We start from the raw sequence: 15,361 nt of genomic DNA, 5'->3' as shown, positions 1-15,361 counted from the left end.
CCGCGAGGCTGTCCTCACCCTTTGGGAGTGGCGCGAGAGCCGCGCCGGCAGTGGATCCGCCGACTCAAGCCTCGACGCCTCGATCTCGACGCAGGAGAACCCTCATGTCCCACACCCCGCAAGAGCTGGAACAGAAATTCTGGAAGGCGCTGCAGTCCGACCGCACCGTGATGCTGGGCCTGGAAGACAGCGCCGAAGGCCCGGGCCTGCCGCGGCCGATGACCGCCCTGTACGAGCACGAGCACGGGCCGATCTGGTTCTTTACCGCGACCGACAACGGTCTGGTCGAGGCCTTGGGCAGCGGCGCGGCCGCCGCGACGATGACCTTGACCTCGAAAGACCACGAAGTGTTCGCGACCGTGACCGGTCAATTGCGCTCCCAGCTCGACCGTACGGTGATCGAACGCCTGTGGAATCCTTTCATCGCCGCCTGGTACGAGGGCGGCAAGGACGACCCCAAGCTCGCCCTGCTGCGGCTGGACCCGGACCAGGCCGAAGTCTGGCTTAACGAGAACAGCCTGCTGGCCGGAGTCAAACTGCTGCTCGGCGCCGACCCCAAGCGCAGCTACCGCGACAAGACCGCCAAGCTCGACCTCAAGCACTGATCGCTGAAAGTCGCTTCAGGGGTAGGAGCGGCGCGAGCCGCGATCGCGCGGCTTCCCGATCGCCGCGTCGCGAACTGCGCCCCCGCGGTCGCGACTCGCGTCGCTCCTACCCAGGAGACGCCGGCACTCTTTCGCCGCCGCGGCGATCAAACCGCCGGCAAGCTCTTGGCATACACGCTGCGCCCGTCGAGATCGCGCAGATCCACCCGCAACTCGCGCGTCAGCGGATCGATATTGACCTCGCCGAAGAACTGGTAGCCGGCCAGCGGCGAGGCGTTGGCATGCGGCGGCGCCTTCTGGAACACCACCTGCGGGCCGAAAGTCGCATCCAGCGCATTGGGCCCGAACGAGCCGGCATTGAGCGGCCCGGCGACGAACTCCCAGAACGGGGCGAAATCCTGGAACGCGGCGCGGTGCGGGTCGTAGTAATGCGCGGCGCAGTAATGCACGTCGGCGGTCAGCCAGACCACGTTCGGCACGTCGCGGATCGCCCGCAGCAGCTCGGCGAACTCCAGCTCGCGCCCGCGCGGCAGGCCCGGGTCGGCATTGGCGACCGCTTCCCAACGCTTGCGGCCGGCGGCGTCGGTGCCGTCGGGCACTTGCAGGCCCAGCGGCATGTCGGCGGCGACGATCTTCCAGGTGGCGCGCGAACGGCGCAGGTTATGGATCAGTTCGCGCAGCTGACGGCGACCGAGGAAGGCGGTATCGGCATCGGCCGCGGCTTGCAGGTTGTGGGTGTTGGCGCCGCGGTAGCTGCGCATGTCGAGCATGAACACATCCAGCAGCGGCCCGTAATGCACCACCCGGTCGATCCGCGTCGCTGCCGCGTCGCGCAGCCGGCGTTGCGGCGAATACTCGAGAAACGCCTGGCGCGCCCGCCGCACCAGCAGGTCGATGTCCTTCACCGCATAGCGCGGATCGGCTTCCAGGTCCTTGCCCGGCGACCAGTTGTTGACCACTTCGTGGTCGTCCCACTGCCACAGCTGCGGCACCTGCGCGGCGAACCGGCGCAGGTGCGCGTCGCGCAGATTGTAGCGGTAGCGGCCGCGGTACTCGTCCAGGCTCTCGGCGACCTTATGCACGCCTTCGGCGACCAGGTTGCGCCAGATCCGGCCATCTTCGGCGGCCTGCTCGGCGGCGATCGGGCCGTCGGCGTAGACGCTGTCGCCGGAATGCAGGAAGAAATCCGGGTCGCGCTGGCGCATGGCCTCGAAGATGCGCATGCCGCCGATCTCGGGATTGATGCCCCAGCCCTGGCCGGCGACGTCGCCGCCCCAGACGAAGCGCACCGGCCGCGAGCGGTCCGGCGCCGCGCGCAGGCGGCCCTGGCTCCAGGCGCTGCGCAAGCCGCTGTCGGCATCCTCGAACGCGACCCGGACATGACGCGGCTGGCCGTCGGGCCGCAGCGGCAGATCCAGGCGCGCGGTGAAGTCGCTGGCGGGCGTGGCCCAAGGCCCGCACAGGCGCAGCGGGCGGCGGAAGCGCTCGTCGCGGTCGATCTCGACCCACATCCGCGAGGTGCGGTCGCTGCGCGCCCAGACCGTCGTGCCGTGAGCGCCGACATCGCCGAACTGAATGCCGTAATCCAGGCGCGGGCGCGCCGTCTCCGAGGCGATCACCGCCGGCGCGGCGAGCGCAGGCAAGGCCAGCCGGGCGGCGCCCAGCCCGAGGGCGGCGGCGCTTTGGCCGAGAAAACGGCGGCGGGGCAGGGCGGTATCGTCGCGATCGTGCATGGCGGCGGCTCGGCACGTGAGAGCAGGGGGAAGCGTCACCGTATCGGTCCGATGTGGCAGCCTCGTTGCGCCGCGCGAGACCGAATGCGACCGAGTGCTCATCTTGGAGCGCGCGACGACGGCGCGATAATGCGCAAGCGCGGTAGGATCGGCGCACAGGGCGCGCGACGACGCCCGGCGGAGTAGGGCATGCGCAGCAGGGCCATTCATCGCATCCATCGCATCGCGATCGCCACCGCGTTGTCGGCCATGGCCGTGCCGGCCTTGGCCGCGTTGCCGCCGTTCTGGCAGAGCAGCCGCGAAATCCAGGCCGTAACCGGCAGCAAAGAAGTGGCCGAGGCATTGAAGCAGGCGCCGATCGAACGCATCGAGCGCGCCCAGGGCGGCTACCGCGTGTCCTCGCAGGCCTGCTCGGTGCTGGTCAAGGTGATCTACGAGAAGTCGACCATGCCGGGTCCGCAGAAATTCCAGATCCAGCCGGGCAAGGCCGAATGCCGCTGAAGCCGGCGACCGCGAGCGGCCGATCCGGTTCGACGCCGCGACGGCTGCAGAGGTCGACAGGCCGAAAGTCGGCAGACCGAAACATGCGATGAACCCATAGATTCGACTGCGATGCCTGAGGGGGCAGGGATGCGGACTTCGATCTTGATCGTGGCCTTGTGGCCGACGCTGGCGATGGCGCAATTGCATGTCTCGAAACCGAAACCGCGCCCGCCGGCGCCGCCGCGCAGCGTCGCGGCCAGCTATCAACCGGTGGATTGCAAGCGCCTAACCGAACACCACCCGGCACAACCCTGGCTGCGCCAGGTCTGCGAGAGCACCGACTACAACGCCTCGATGGTGCTGGCGCGCGGCCTCGGCCGGCCGCACCCGTCGCCGAGCGTGATCGGCCTGCCGGCGCACTCGGCATGAAGCGGCTCGACAACGGCTGGGAGCAGTTGCGCGACCGCGAAGGGCGTTATCAGCGGTGCCGGGATCTATGAGGTCGCAGACAGAAGTGCGTTATGCGAAGTTCGATGTTTGGAAGCCGGCGTAGCGTCCTGCTGCAACCGTCGCAGCGCCGTGCCTCAACGGCGGCGATACGAATCGGCCAACGGATAGACGAATAAGTGACGCGCCACGGAAGTCGAGATCTGCGCCAAAGCGCCGCCCAGAGCGGGCCAGAATGCGCCCTCGGCGCCCGCATCCGAGCCGCCCGTACTGCTGCGGTTCGGCAGCGGCGTCTCACGGCGATTTCCTCCGATCGTGAGCCGCGAACGAGCGCTGGCGTCTGTCTGTCCGCGCAGGTCCCGGCCGGTTGCATGAATTCGGAATCCACCGACGGTGCCGCGAGCGACGACCGTCATGGATGCCTCGGCCAACCCGCCTGAGCTTGAATTCTGAGCCGCTGCGGCAGCCCCAGGGGCGCAGAATTCGCCACGTGAGACCCGCCGCCAGCCGGTCGAACCAGGCGAACTGGCAACAAGCCATGGCCACCGCCTGGACGAGGCGATCAGGATCGACGAATGTCCAGGCACGCCGAGCGTACAAACCAATCGGGCGAAGCGGCGACAGTGCGAGCTAACCGTTGCCGCCTAGATTTGGTGTGACGGGAGCGCTCGTACAGCGCCGCAAAACCTGGTGGCGGCGTTGGCGAGGAACTGGTTCAAGGGGGAGTTTCCAGATGGTAAGAGCCTGGCGAAGCAGCGAAGGATGCCAAGGCTGGGGGCTTGGGGGCTGGGTAAGCCGTACTTTTCTATAACATAATATGCATTATGCGAAATCATAGACGAGGCATCTGGTTGCGGCTGATGCGGCTCCTGCGTGCTCTCCTGGCGGTATTCACACCGACAGGAGGTCACCGTTACGACTCGTCCCCTGCGCTGGTCTAAGGGGCGATTCAGCACCGCCTGGAACCGGCGATACGCCGCCGGGGCCGTCTGTGGTTGCAGCTCCTTGCTATGCACCAGCCGTCCAGGTGTCCACCGTCACCAGGCCGGTGAAGCGCAGGCCGGTACGATCCTGTGCGGCGCTGTCCGCGAACAAGAGCTCTCATTTGCAGGCGTTGTAAACCTGGTCCGCCCAGTTTCGCCGGCCGTCGTAGCCGGTATTGTTATCAACGTTGGCGTCGCGCATCCGCTTCATGTGTTCGCACTGGCTGCTGCCCGACGAGCCCGAGGTGACGGCTGCTCCGGTGGCCGCGCCCGACCGAGATCGGCCGGCGAGCCGGGACAGGTAGCGCGAGTCGGCCTCGGCCTTCTTCTTGGCTCGATGCTGCCTCCACAACTCTTCGTTCGTAGGAGGCGCTTCGGGTGTGGCCGACCAGGACTTGGCAGTCTTGCCGCCCGCACAAGATTCGCTTTGGTACGAAATCGCCCCGCCCTTGCCTACGCATTTGTAAACCATTTGCGCGCCGGCTATCGACGGCAACAACAGCATGACCGCCCAAATCCTTGTCTTCACGATGGATTCTCCCTGTATGGACAAGATAGCCCGGAAGATCTCCGTATGCCTGCAGGCCGGCCCTCAAGTACGACGTGTTAAACCCGGTGAAACCGGCCAAAACCATGCTGGCGGTAGCCTACAAGGGAAAAAGAGAGCGTATTCGTGAGCCTCCCGTCCAACGATCCCGCGCGCCGTCGACACGAGCAACGCCGTCAATGGGACAGTGTCGCCGCCGGTTGGGCCAAGTGGTGGCCGACCATCGAGAACGGCGCGCAAGGCGTGAGCCGGCGCATGTTGGCCTTGGCCAGGATCGAGCCCGGACAACGGGTATTGGACATCGGCACCGGCATCGGCGAGCCGGCGCTGATGGCCGCGAGCCGGGTCGGGCCATCGGGACGGGTCGTGGCGACGGATCTCTCGCCGGCGATGCTCGATATCGCTCGGGACAGGGCCCGGGAACTAGGGCTGGCGAACGTGCAGTTCGTCGAGGCCGATGCGGTCGAGGCGGGTTTCGCCGACGCTCGCTTCGATGCTGCGCTTTGCCGCTGGGGCGTCACGTCCCTGCCCGATCCGTTCCAGGCTTTGGTCGCGATCCGGCGTTTTCTGGTACCCGGCGGTCGGTTCGTCACTGCGGTCTGGCAATCCGGGCCGGAGGGGCGCCCCATGGCCGACCTGGCGGCGACGGTGGCGCGGGAACTGTTCGGACTGCCCTCGCCTGCGCCGCAAGCTCCTGCTTCGCATCGATCCGCGAACGAGGAGTTGCAAGATCTGTTCGCTCGCGCCGGCTTCAGCGAGGTGCGCAGCGAAGAAATGGCCATGGCGCTGGAGTTCTCGTCGGCCGAAGACTGCGGCCGCTATCTGATCGATGTGTCGCCGGAATTCTCGGCCTTGCTGGGCGACCAGCCGCTCGCGCAGCGGATGGAGTTCGACCGCAGGCTGGGCGAGTGTCTGCAGCCTTACGCGACCGCCGACGGCGGCGTGCGGATTCCGAATCTGACGGTCTGTGCGACGGGACGCGGATGACACCGGCACGGCGCGCGCACCTCGGCGGCGTGCGGCGTAGCGCCCTACTCGACTCGACAACCCTCCCATGCCAGCGCACCAGGCCGACCCCACTTCACCCGGCCTATCGTTGCCCTGGCAAGCGACTCGTTACCCGCTGACGCGCCGCGAACCATCACTCAGTCGTCTTTGACCTCGTCCAGGTCGTAGCGACGGATCTCGTTCAGCCCGCCCTCGCCGTCGTACTTGTCGGCGCCCTCTTCCGTGGCTACGAATATGTCGCCTTCGACGATCTGGATACCCTCGTTGTAGTCGGGCACGTCGTACTCGTGCTGCTCTTCGCTCAGCTCGTAGCGGGACGGATCGGACCAGTTCTGCCAGATCAGGTCGCTGGGGGCCGGGCCAAAGTCGCCGAAGCTGGCGCTGAATACGATGCCGTCGTCGTCTACCGCGATGCCCTGGACGTTGTAGGGAGTCTCGATGGTGGCCAAGGGGTCGGCGGAGGTCTCGCGCGGATCGCTGTCGTAACGATAGCCGCCGCTATCGTCGACGAAACGGCCGGTTTGCGGGTCGATCCGGTAGACGTGGGCCTCGGGGTCGCCGTCGCCGGCGCTGCGCCAGGGGTGGTTCTCGACCCAGCGCCCCACATAGGCCTTGCCGTCGTGGATGTTGATGTAGCTGGCCGATCCCTCCTCGACCTGGTTGACGTGCACCGCCTCAACGATCTCGCCCGGGGTGGCGTTGTAGATGTCGCTGCGGCGATACACATATACCTGGCTGGTATCGGCCACGTAGACGAAGTCGCCGGCCACGGCGACCCCGCCGCCCTTGCTCAACTCGGCTCTGCCGTCGAGACCGGCGAGATAGACGTCGCGCAGTTCGCCGCCGCTGGCGCGATCCTGTACCGACAGCCGCACGTTCGGCAAGGCGTCCTGCGGATTGGCAATCTCGATCTGAGTGCCGTTGTTGCCTGGATCGATGCTGATCGTGTCCGACGGATCGTCGCGATAGTAAGTAGTGAAGAACGCGTTCTCGGCCTGGTCGTAACCGAGCCCTTGCGCGGTCCAGGGCGAGCCCTCGCCCTGATGCAGGTGCTCGATCGTCTCAGCGGTCGGCACGGGGCCGGCGTTCGTGGGCACGGCGCCAGTCGGCAGGCCCGGGCCGCTCGACGCATCGGCCGGGACGCCGGTTGGAGGCAGATAGCCGCCCGATCCGGAGATGGTGCTCATGTCGGCCCCGTGAATTCGGTCGTTCGTCACACGCTAACAGCGGCGCGAGGCGAATTGCACCTAGGGTATTCCCCAGGATTGGGAGGCAGCGCAAGCGTCGCGAATCCGATGACTGCCGAATCACGGCGGTCGCGCGGGTTGCCGACCGGATTGGCCGCGAAAGGTAAGCGCAGCGTGTACGGCGCCGGCGCAGCGCTCACGCGCGAACAACAACGCCACCGGGTAAATGGACCCAAGCCCGCCAGGACCGGAGCCAACGCATGAACGCGCCGATCGCATCGCCGATACCACGCAGCAGCGACGCCGTCCGCCATCGCCGCATCGTCGTCGACGGTTGCGAGGCCTTCTACCGCGAGGCCGGCCCGGCCGACGCCCCCGTGCTGTTGTTGCCGCACGGCTATCCCTGCTCCTCGTTCGAGTTCCGCAACTTCATGCCGGCGCTGGCCGATCGCTGGCGGCTGATCGCGCCGGATTTCCCCGGTTTCGGCTACAGCGACACGCCGGACGATTTCGATTACGGCTTCGCCGGCTATGCCCGCTTCCTGGCCGCGTTCGCCGAGCGGCTCGGACTGCAGCGCTACGTGCTCTATCTGCACGACTACGGCTCGCAAATCGGCTTGCGCCTGGCGATCCAGGCGCCGGACAAGGTCGCCGGCCTGATCGTGCAGAACGGCGACATCTACGCCGATACGCTCGGGCCCCAGTACCAAGGCTTGCTGCGTCATTTCGCGCATCCGACCGACGCGACCGGCAAGGCGCTGACCGATGCGGTCAGCGAGCAAGGCTATCGCGACGAATTCCTCAACGGGGTCGTCGCCGATCTCGAGCCGCGGATGAGTCCCGATCTATGGACCCTGCATTGGGCGCTGACCACGCCCGCACGCGCCGATATCGCGGTGGCACTGATGGAAGGCTTGAAGGAGAACCTGGAATGGTTCCCGCGCTACCAGGCGTATCTGCGCGAGCAGGCGCCGCCGACCCTGATCCTGTGGGGACCGCGCGACGGCTATATGCCGGAGGCCGCGGCGCGGGCTTACCTGCGCGACCTGCCGCAGGCGCAGTTGCATCTGTTCGACGACGGCGGGCACTGGCTGCTGGAAACCCATCTGGATCGCGCGGTGGCGCTGACGCGCGGTTTCCTGGAGTCGCTTCCGCGACATAAGGACGCAGGGCCGGCGCGGCAGCGCTCATAACCCGGCGCTGTGCCGCAACATACGCGGCGAACGATCGCGGGCGGTCTCGCCCGCCGGCGTTCTCCGGCCAGAGGACCGGCGGCGGCGATGCGCGTTGGCCGGCTTCAACCCGCCGCCACCGCCTCCACTTCCAGCTTCCAGTTCGGTTCCAGCAGCGTGCAGCAGACCACCGTCGAGGAGACCCGATGCGATCCCAGTTGTTCGGCGCGAATGCGGGCGTTGGCCTGGTCGAACTTGGGGTCGGCCAGATAGGTACGCAGCGATACCAGGTTGTCGATGCCCAGTCCGGCGGCGGCGAGGATGGTCTTGATATGTTTCCAGATCAGTTGCGCCTGGTCCTCGAACGACTCGGGCATGGTGCTGCCGTCGGCCTCGAAGGCGTTGAGGCCGCTGATGAACAGCAGCCGCGTGCCGCCCGCCACTTCCATGGCGTGGACATAGCCGCGGTAGGGCGGAAACAGTTCCGGGGGATCGTGGGCGATCAGTGGCATCGCAGGTTCCTGGACAAAAGGGTCGGGACGCGGCCGCGCCGCGACGGCGGGTTCGAGAGCAACTGGCGCCTCGCCGGATTTCGCCTATCATTACCGAGATCGAGCAACGAAAGTGGCGCAATGGCGCATCCAGGGAGAGGGCTCCCTGCCGTGGAACGGCGGCAAGCCGAAGCAAGGCGCCCCGAGGCGAGGCGCATCCGGCTCGTTGATTCGGGAGCCCGCGCCGTTGCGGCCATGCCGCCATCCTGTCGTCACTGCGCTCTCGCGCCGCTGGCCGGAACGCCCGCCGACTCCCCCGCTCCCTTCCCCACCGACTCGCCGCAGCCGTATCGTTCGCGCCGCGGGCCGGCCGGGCGCCTCGTTAATCCCTTCTTAAACTCGTCTGCCTACGTTGGTCGCGATGCGCGCAGAGATCGCAGCCGCCGACCGGTCCGCACGACGAAGGCTGCGCTGCCGCGCGCCCCCGTTTCCCCTGCCCTTACGGAATCCCCATGCGTGCACGCCCCCGGCGTTGGCTAGTCCCTGTTCTGCTCGGTTTGTCCCTGGCGGCGTGCGGAGGCGCCAAGGAAGACGAAGCCGCGGCTAAAACCTCGGCCGGCTTGCCGGTGTCGCTGGCGCCGGCGCAGCTGCGGCCGCTGGCGCGCAGCGTGCTGGTGTCCGGGCCGGTGTCGGCGTTCGAGGAAATGCAGCTGGGCGTGGAGCTCAGCGGCCAGCGGGTGACCGCGCTCAACGTCGACGTCGGCCAGAGCGTGCTCAAGGGTCAGGTGCTGCTGACCCTGGACCACCGCACCCTGGACAGCGAACTGGCCCAGGCCGAGGCCTCGCTGCGCCAGGCACAGGCTTCGCTGTCGCTGGCCCAGGTCAGCTACGAGCGCGGCGCCAAGCTGGCCACGCAGCAGTTGATCAGCGCCGGCAATCTGGACGAACTGCACGCCACCCGGGTGCAGGCCGAGGCGCAGGCCGCGACCGCACGGGCCGGGCGCGACGCGGCCCGGTTGCGGCGCGACTTCGCCGAGCTGCGCGCGCCGGCCGACGGGGTGATCTCCAAGCGCCTGGTCCAACCCGGCCAGGTAGTGGCGGCCGGCAACGAATTGTTGCGTTTGATCCGCGACGGGCGCCTGGAGTGGCGCGCCGAACTGCCCGAGGATCAGCTGTCGCTGGTCGCGGTCGGCAACACGGTCGAACTGACGCACGCCGGCCAGGCCATCGCCGGTCGGATCCGCGCGGTCAGCCCGGGCGTCGACGGCCAGACCCGCACCGGCACCGTCTACGCCGACCTGCCCGAGCCCGGGGCGCTGAAGCAAGGCGTGTACCTGGAAGGCCGCATCGTCACCGGCGACGGCCGCGCCCTGATGGTGCCCAGCGCCGCGGTGGTGCAGCGCGACGGCCACAGTTACGTGTTCACCCTCAAGGACGCGCAATCGGTGCAGCGCCGGCGGGTGCGCACCGGCCAGACCGCGCAGGGCATGGTCGAGATCGTCCAGGGATTGAAGGACGGCGAGCGCGTGGTCGCGCAGGGCGCCGGCTTCCTCGGCGACGGCGATCGGGTGCGCGTGGTCGCGGCAACGGCGACGACCAAGGAGAGCGCGACGCCATGAATTTCTCCGCATGGGCGATCCGCCGGCCATTGCCGGCGGTGATGGTGTTCTTCGTGCTGTGCGTGGCCGGGCTGTGGGGCTTCCACCAGTTGCCGGTCGCGCGCTTCCCGGACATCGCCTTTCCGATGACCACGGTGACGGTGACCCAGCCGGGCGCGTCGCCGAGCCAGTTGGAAGCCGAGGTCACGCGCAAGATCGAGGATTCGGTCGCCACGGTGACCAACGTCAAGCGGGTGATGTCGACCGTCAGCGAGGGCGTCAGCACGACCCAGATCGAGTTCTTCCTGGAGGCCGACCTGGCGACCGCGCTGGACGATACCCGCGACGCGGTCACCCGGATCCGCACCGACCTGCCGCAGGACATCCAGGAGCCGGTGATTTCCAAGGTCGACATCGGCGGCTCGCTGATGACCTATGCCCTGGTCGCGCCGCAGATGAGCGCCGACGAGGCCAGCTGGTTCGTCGACCGCGAGGTCACCCGGGCGGTGTACGGCGTGCCCGGCGTGGCCCGGGTCACCCGGGTCGGCGGCGTGCAGCGCCAGGTGCGGGTCGACCTGGACCCGAACGCCCTGCTCGCCTATGGCGTCACCGCCGGTGCGGTGTCGCACCAGCTGGCGGCGATCCAGGTCGAGCGCGCCGGCGGCAAGGCCGAACTGGACGGCGCCCAGCAGACCATCCGCACCCTGGGCACGGTCGGCAACGCCCAGGCGCTGCGCGACTATTCGATCAGCCTGCCCGACGGGCGTTCGGTGCGGCTGTCGGCGCTGGCCAAGGTCAGCGATGCCGCGGCCGACCCCAATGAGGCGGCCTTGCTGGACGGCCGCGACGTGGTCGCGTTCTCGATGTCGCGCACCCGCGGTTCCAGCGAGGTCGAGGTCGAGGCCGGCGTGCACAAGGCGCTGGACCAACTGAAGGCCCAGCATCCGGGCATCGATTTCCGCCTGGTCACCACCGCCATCGACGAGACCCACCGCTCCTACGACTCGTCGATGACCATGCTGTGGGAAGGCGCGCTGCTGGCCCTGCTGGTGGTGTTCGCGTTCCTGCGCAACTGGCGCGCGACCTGGGTCTCGGCGCTGGCCTTGCCGCTGTCGATCATTCCGACCTTCGCGGTGATGTACTGGTTCGGCTTCACCCTCAACCTGATCACCCTGCTGGCGCTGTCGGTGGTGGTGGGCATCCTGGTCGACGACGCGATCGTCGAGATCGAGAACATCGTCCGCCACCTGCGCATGGGCAAGCCGCCGATCGAGGCCGCACGCGAGGCGGCCGGCGAAATCGGCAACGCGGTGATCGCGACCTCGCTGACCCTGGCCGCGGTATTCGTGCCGGTGGCGTTCATGCCCGGCATCGCCGGCAAGTTCTTCCGCGAGTTCGGCTGGACCGCGGCCACGGCGGTGTTGTTCTCGCTGTTGGTGGCGCGCCTGCTGACCCCGATGATGGCCGCCTACCTGCTCAAGCCGCATGGCGAGGAGCCCGCCGATTCGCGGTTGATGCGCTGGTACCTGGGCTGGGTCGACGCGGCGCTGCGCCATCGCGCGCGCACGCTGTGGATCGCCACCGGCCTGTTCGTCGCCTCGCTGGCGCTGGTGCCGCTGATCCCGGCCACCTTCATCCCGCAGTCCGACCTGGGCCGCAGCAACCTCAGCCTGGAACTGCCGCCGGGCACGCGCCTGGAGGAGACCGAAGCGCTGGCCGAGCGCGCGCGCCTGCTGCTCAAGGACATCCCCGAGCTCAAGCAGGTCTACACCGCGATCGGCAGCGTGCTCGACCTGGGCGACCCGTCGACCACCGGCGTGGCCGACGTGCGCAAGGCCACCCTGGTGCTGGACTGGGGCGTGGCCGACGATCGCGAGCGCGACCAACGCGCGCTCGAGCGCGACGCGCGCGAGCGCCTGGCCGACCTGCCCGGGGTGCGGGTTAGCTACGTCAGCTCCGAACCGGGCAACCTGCTGCAGCTGGTGCTGTCCGGCGACGACCCGCAGCATCTGCAGGAGGCCTCGATCGCGCTGGAACGCGACCTGCGCGGCATCCCCGGCCTGGGCAGCATCACCTCCTCGGCCTCGCTGCTGCGCCCGGAGATCCAGATCGTGCCGAACCCGGCCCGCGCCGCCGACCTGGGCGTCGCCACCGCCGACATCGCCGAGGCCGCGCGCATCGCCACCGCCGGCGACTACGAGCAGCGCCTGGCCAAGCTCAACCTGCCCGACCGGCAGATTCCGATCCGGGTCGGCTTCGCCGAAACCACCCTGGCCAACCCGGCGCTGATCGGCCAGTTGCGCGTGCCCGGCCGTTACGGCCCGGTGCCGCTGGCGGCGGTGGCCGAGGTGCGCCTGGGCAGCGGCCCGTCGCAGATCTCGCGCTACCAGCGCCAGCGCAACGTCACCCTGACCGCCGAACTCAACGGCCGGCCGCTGGGCGAGGTCATGGAAACAGTGCAGCAGTTGCCCAGCGTCCAGCAGTTGCCGCCGGGGGTGAGCTTCCTCAACACCGGCGACGCCGAGGTCTTCGTCGAGCTGTTCGTCGGCTTCCTGCTGGCGATGGCGGCGGGCCTGATCTGCATCTACATGGTGCTGTTGCTGCTGTTCAACCACGCGCTGATGCCGCTGACCATCCTGACCGCGGTGCCGCTGTGCGCCGGCGGCGCGTTCGGCGCTTTGCTGCTGACCCAGAACATGCTGTCGCTGCCGGCATTGATCGGCCTGCTGATGCTGATCGGCATCGCCACCAAGAACTCGATCCTGCTGGTCGACTACGCGGTGATCGCCGAGGACGAGCACGGGCTGAGCCAGCACGACGCGCTGGTCGACGCCTGCCGCAAGCGCGCCCAGCCGATCGTCATGACCACCCTGGCGATGGGCGCGGGCATGCTGCCGATCGCGCTGGGCTTCTCCGGCGACTCGAGTTTCCGCGCGCCGATGGCGATCGCGGTGATCGGCGGCCTGATCACCTCGACCCTGCTCAGCCTGATCGTGATCCCGGCGGCGTTCACCGTGGTCGACGACCTCGGCGAGTGGCTGACCAAACGCTTCCGCCACCACTCCTCGCACCCGGCCCAGCAGCACCCGCCGTCGGCCTGACGGCGGTTCCGTCTCGCGGCGTGCAGCAATGGGCCGGCCCGACCCGGTCCGCCGATTCTGGACACACCGGTTCTGGACACGCCGGTCCGGCCTCAGCCGGGCCGGCGGCCTTGATCCAGGTCAACGCGGGCCGGCCCGGCCGGTGTTGTAGTAAGCGTGGCTGCAAAGGAGCACGCCGATGAACGCCACTTCCGCTTCCAGACCCGACCGTGCCGGGTCGACGGCGCGCCTGCCGGTCGGAGCGCTGGGCATGGCGCTGAGCCTGTTTCTGTCGGCCTCGTTCGGGCTGTGCGTGGTCGCCCACCTGTTCGTTCCGGACTGGCCGGCCGCGCGCTCGGTCCTGGCCGCAGCGATGCCGGACTTCGAACTGCTGACCTGGTCCGCGGTCCTGCTCGGGCTGGTCAAGAGCTACGCCGTCGGCTGGTACATCGCCCTGATGTTCGGCCCGATCTACAACTTCTTCGTCGACCGGCAAGAAGGCCGCGCCTCGCCCTAGCCCGCGCGGGCCGAACGCGGAGCGTCGTTGCTGGCGTCGATCACCGCCGCCACCGCATAACCGCTGCGGGCGATGGCGTCGACCGTTTCGGCCACGCTCAGCCAGTTTTCGACCCGCACGATCTGCGCGTCCTGTTCCAGGTCGGGTTCGAAGTTGACCCGGCTGCCGAGATCGGCGCGCAACAGCGCGGCGGTGATCCCGCGCCGGGCCTGGGCGTCCAGCCGTTCGCGCAGGCGCAGCCTCACAGGGCGACCGTGCGCTGGACCGCGGCCTCGGCGGCTATGGGCTCGCCGGCATCGCGCCACCACGGCGTCATCGCCTGCGGGGCGCGCAGATCGAGGCGTTCGCCCATGCGCGGCGTGGTCAGGGCGACGCCCTGCTCCGCCGCGAGCGCGGCCACCCGCTCGAAGGGCTCGGTCCACGGATGCATCGCCAGATCGAAAGTGCCGTTATGGATCGGCAGCAGCCAGCGCCCGCGCAGGTCGAGGTGGGCCTGCACGGTCTGCTCCGGCTGCATGTGCACGAACGGCCAGTTGGCGTCGTAGGCGCCGGTTTCCAGCATCGTCACGTCGAACGGCCCGTAACGGCGGCCGATCTCCTTGAAGCCGTCGAAGTAGCCGGTGTCGCCGCTGAAGAACAGCCGCAGCGAAGCCCCGCCCGGCGCCCGATCGGAGTCGGGCTCGTCGAGGATGGTCCACGACGCCCACAAGGTCTTGTCGCCATCGAACAGGCCGCGCCCGGAAAAGTGCTGCGCCGGCGTGGCGATGAACCGCACCCCGTCGATGGTCGTGCCCTGCCACCAGTCGAACTGGCGCACCTTGGCCGGGTCGACGCCCCAGGCGATCAGGCGATCGCCCACGCCCAGCGGGGCGAGAAACACCCCGGCGGTGTCGGCGAGACGACGCACGGTGGACGCGTCGAGATGGTCGAAGTGATCGTGCGACAGGATCACGCCGCGCAGCGGCGGCAATTCGTCCAGCGCGATCGGCGGTGCGTGGAAGCGCTTGGGCCCGGCCCATTGCACCGGCGAGGCGCGTTCGGCGAACACCGGGTCGGTGATCCACCAGCCGCCGCGCAGCTTGACCAGCAGGGTCGAATGGCCGAGCCGGAACAGGCTGTGGTCGGGCGCCTGGGCCAGTTGCTGCGCGGTCAGCGCCAGCACCGGCGGCGCCACCGCCGGGACTGCGTCGGCGGGCTTGTTCCACAGCGAGTCGCGGATCAGGCGCAGGGTCTTCCAGAAGCCAAGCGCCGGGCGCGGCAGCGGGTTGCGGAAGCGCCCGCCGGCGAATTGCGGAGAGTCGGCGTAGTGCCCCAGGGGCGGGTGGGTGCGGACGGAGGAGAACAGGCAGGCGCTCACGATCAAGGCTCCGGTGATCAGGCTGAAGCGGCGAAGGCGGATGGCTCGGGGCATGGGACGAACGGGACACCCAGAAAATTACACTGCCCAGTGTAGTGTAGTTTTTGAGAAAGTAAACCCGTCGGTGTAATCTTTTGCCCATGGCCACTCCCC

General features: G+C 68.5%; 15 protein-coding genes. 8 read left to right on the top strand and 7 right to left on the bottom strand.

The window, feature by feature from the left end:
* The first annotated feature begins 104 nt into the window (after positions 1 to 104).
* The gene (locus K4L06_RS18150; RefSeq protein WP_221672730.1) at positions 105 to 605 is read left to right on the top strand and encodes a pyridoxamine 5'-phosphate oxidase family protein; all 501 of its coding nucleotides are present in this window, start codon (positions 105 to 107) and stop codon (positions 603 to 605) included.
* 146 nt (positions 606 to 751) lie between these two features.
* On the opposite strand, the gene K4L06_RS18145 is transcribed toward K4L06_RS18150, so the two are convergent.
* Complete coding sequence (locus tag K4L06_RS18145) at positions 752 to 2,338, bottom strand: alkaline phosphatase D family protein (protein ID WP_221672729.1); 1,587 nt, start codon at positions 2,336 to 2,338, stop codon at positions 752 to 754.
* 189 nt (positions 2,339 to 2,527) lie between these two features.
* Between K4L06_RS18145 and K4L06_RS18140 the strand changes: the two genes are divergently transcribed.
* Both K4L06_RS18140 and K4L06_RS18135 read left to right on the top strand, forming a co-directional pair.
* Complete coding sequence (locus K4L06_RS18140) at positions 2,528 to 2,839, top strand: hypothetical protein (RefSeq protein ID WP_221672728.1); 312 nt, start codon at positions 2,528 to 2,530, stop codon at positions 2,837 to 2,839.
* Between the two features lie 129 nt (positions 2,840 to 2,968).
* Positions 2,969 to 3,250 (top strand): hypothetical protein, encoded by a 282-nt coding sequence (locus tag K4L06_RS18135; protein ID WP_221672727.1) that lies wholly within the window; start codon positions 2,969 to 2,971, stop codon positions 3,248 to 3,250.
* 155 nt (positions 3,251 to 3,405) lie between these two features.
* Here K4L06_RS18135 and K4L06_RS18130 read toward each other — a convergent pair whose 3' ends face one another.
* Complete coding sequence (locus K4L06_RS18130; RefSeq protein ID WP_221672726.1) at positions 3,406 to 3,684, bottom strand: hypothetical protein; 279 nt, start codon at positions 3,682 to 3,684, stop codon at positions 3,406 to 3,408.
* A 685-nt stretch (positions 3,685 to 4,369) separates the two neighbouring features.
* Complete coding sequence (locus K4L06_RS18125; RefSeq protein WP_221672725.1) at positions 4,370 to 4,756, bottom strand: DUF4124 domain-containing protein; 387 nt, start codon at positions 4,754 to 4,756, stop codon at positions 4,370 to 4,372.
* 168 nt (positions 4,757 to 4,924) lie between these two features.
* On the opposite strand from K4L06_RS18125, the gene K4L06_RS18120 reads away from it, so the two are divergent.
* On the top strand, positions 4,925 to 5,785 hold the full coding sequence (locus tag K4L06_RS18120; protein WP_221672724.1) for a methyltransferase domain-containing protein: 861 nt from the start codon (positions 4,925 to 4,927) through the stop codon (positions 5,783 to 5,785).
* 158 nt (positions 5,786 to 5,943) lie between these two features.
* On the opposite strand, the gene K4L06_RS18115 is transcribed toward K4L06_RS18120, so the two are convergent.
* A complete protein-coding gene (locus tag K4L06_RS18115) occupies positions 5,944 to 6,882 on the bottom strand; it encodes a hypothetical protein (protein WP_221672723.1) in 939 nt (312 codons plus the stop codon).
* A gap of 371 nt (positions 6,883 to 7,253) precedes the next feature.
* Here K4L06_RS18115 and K4L06_RS18110 point away from each other — a divergent pair, with 371 nt between their 5' ends.
* Positions 7,254 to 8,186, top strand: coding sequence for an alpha/beta hydrolase (locus K4L06_RS18110; protein WP_221672722.1), 933 nt, complete (start codon positions 7,254 to 7,256; stop codon positions 8,184 to 8,186).
* A gap of 104 nt (positions 8,187 to 8,290) precedes the next feature.
* Here the strand turns inward: K4L06_RS18110 and K4L06_RS18105 are convergent, their stop codons facing one another.
* Positions 8,291 to 8,677, bottom strand: a complete 387-nt coding sequence (locus K4L06_RS18105; RefSeq protein ID WP_221672721.1) for a RidA family protein — start codon at positions 8,675 to 8,677, stop codon at positions 8,291 to 8,293.
* Between the two features lie 491 nt (positions 8,678 to 9,168).
* Here K4L06_RS18105 and K4L06_RS18100 point away from each other — a divergent pair, with 491 nt between their 5' ends.
* From K4L06_RS18100 to K4L06_RS18090, 3 genes are all read left to right on the top strand, one after another.
* Positions 9,169 to 10,275, top strand: a complete 1,107-nt coding sequence (locus K4L06_RS18100) for an efflux RND transporter periplasmic adaptor subunit (protein ID WP_221672720.1) — start codon at positions 9,169 to 9,171, stop codon at positions 10,273 to 10,275.
* Positions 10,272 to 13,355, top strand: a complete 3,084-nt coding sequence (locus tag K4L06_RS18095; RefSeq protein ID WP_221672719.1) for an efflux RND transporter permease subunit — start codon at positions 10,272 to 10,274, stop codon at positions 13,353 to 13,355. The genes K4L06_RS18100 and K4L06_RS18095 overlap by 4 nt, the downstream gene beginning before the upstream one ends.
* 178 nt (positions 13,356 to 13,533) lie before the next feature.
* Positions 13,534 to 13,851 carry a hypothetical protein gene (locus tag K4L06_RS18090; protein WP_221672718.1) on the top strand — a complete coding sequence of 106 codons (318 nt, stop codon included), beginning with the start codon at positions 13,534 to 13,536 and terminating at the stop codon, positions 13,849 to 13,851.
* Here the strand turns inward: K4L06_RS18090 and K4L06_RS18085 are convergent.
* Positions 13,848 to 14,096 (bottom strand): hypothetical protein, encoded by a 249-nt coding sequence (locus tag K4L06_RS18085; RefSeq protein WP_221672717.1) that lies wholly within the window; start codon positions 14,094 to 14,096, stop codon positions 13,848 to 13,850. The genes K4L06_RS18090 and K4L06_RS18085 overlap by 4 nt on opposite strands.
* Positions 14,093 to 15,262, bottom strand: a complete 1,170-nt coding sequence (locus tag K4L06_RS18080; RefSeq protein WP_221672716.1) for an MBL fold metallo-hydrolase — start codon at positions 15,260 to 15,262, stop codon at positions 14,093 to 14,095. Before K4L06_RS18080 ends, K4L06_RS18085 begins: the two co-directional genes overlap by 4 nt.
* Between the last annotated feature and the right edge of the window lie 99 nt (positions 15,263 to 15,361).

The organism is Lysobacter sp. BMK333-48F3 (assembly GCF_019733395.1).
Classification (GTDB): domain Bacteria; phylum Pseudomonadota; class Gammaproteobacteria; order Xanthomonadales; family Xanthomonadaceae; genus Lysobacter.
Note: the sequence above shows the minus strand (reverse complement) of the source record. Positions and strands in the feature narration are given on the sequence as shown.

What these genes read in the sequence shown, in the direction of transcription:
- K4L06_RS18150 (WP_221672730.1), top strand. Translation starts at nt 105, where the DNA reads ATGTCCCACACCCCGCAAGAGCTGGAACAGAAATTCTGGAAGGCGCTG.
- K4L06_RS18145 (WP_221672729.1), bottom strand. Translation starts at nt 2,338, where the DNA reads ATGCACGATCGCGACGATACCGCCCTGCCCCGCCGCCGTTTTCTCGGC.
- K4L06_RS18140 (WP_221672728.1), top strand. Translation starts at nt 2,528, where the DNA reads ATGCGCAGCAGGGCCATTCATCGCATCCATCGCATCGCGATCGCCACC.
- K4L06_RS18135 (WP_221672727.1), top strand. Translation starts at nt 2,969, where the DNA reads ATGCGGACTTCGATCTTGATCGTGGCCTTGTGGCCGACGCTGGCGATG.
- K4L06_RS18130 (WP_221672726.1), bottom strand. Translation starts at nt 3,684, where the DNA reads ATGACGGTCGTCGCTCGCGGCACCGTCGGTGGATTCCGAATTCATGCA.
- K4L06_RS18125 (WP_221672725.1), bottom strand. Translation starts at nt 4,756, where the DNA reads ATGCTGTTGTTGCCGTCGATAGCCGGCGCGCAAATGGTTTACAAATGC.
- K4L06_RS18110 (WP_221672722.1), top strand. Translation starts at nt 7,254, where the DNA reads ATGAACGCGCCGATCGCATCGCCGATACCACGCAGCAGCGACGCCGTC.
- K4L06_RS18105 (WP_221672721.1), bottom strand. Translation starts at nt 8,677, where the DNA reads ATGCCACTGATCGCCCACGATCCCCCGGAACTGTTTCCGCCCTACCGC.
- K4L06_RS18100 (WP_221672720.1), top strand. Translation starts at nt 9,169, where the DNA reads ATGCGTGCACGCCCCCGGCGTTGGCTAGTCCCTGTTCTGCTCGGTTTG.
- K4L06_RS18095 (WP_221672719.1), top strand. Translation starts at nt 10,272, where the DNA reads ATGAATTTCTCCGCATGGGCGATCCGCCGGCCATTGCCGGCGGTGATG.
- K4L06_RS18090 (WP_221672718.1), top strand. Translation starts at nt 13,534, where the DNA reads ATGAACGCCACTTCCGCTTCCAGACCCGACCGTGCCGGGTCGACGGCG.
- K4L06_RS18080 (WP_221672716.1), bottom strand. Translation starts at nt 15,262, where the DNA reads ATGCCCCGAGCCATCCGCCTTCGCCGCTTCAGCCTGATCACCGGAGCC.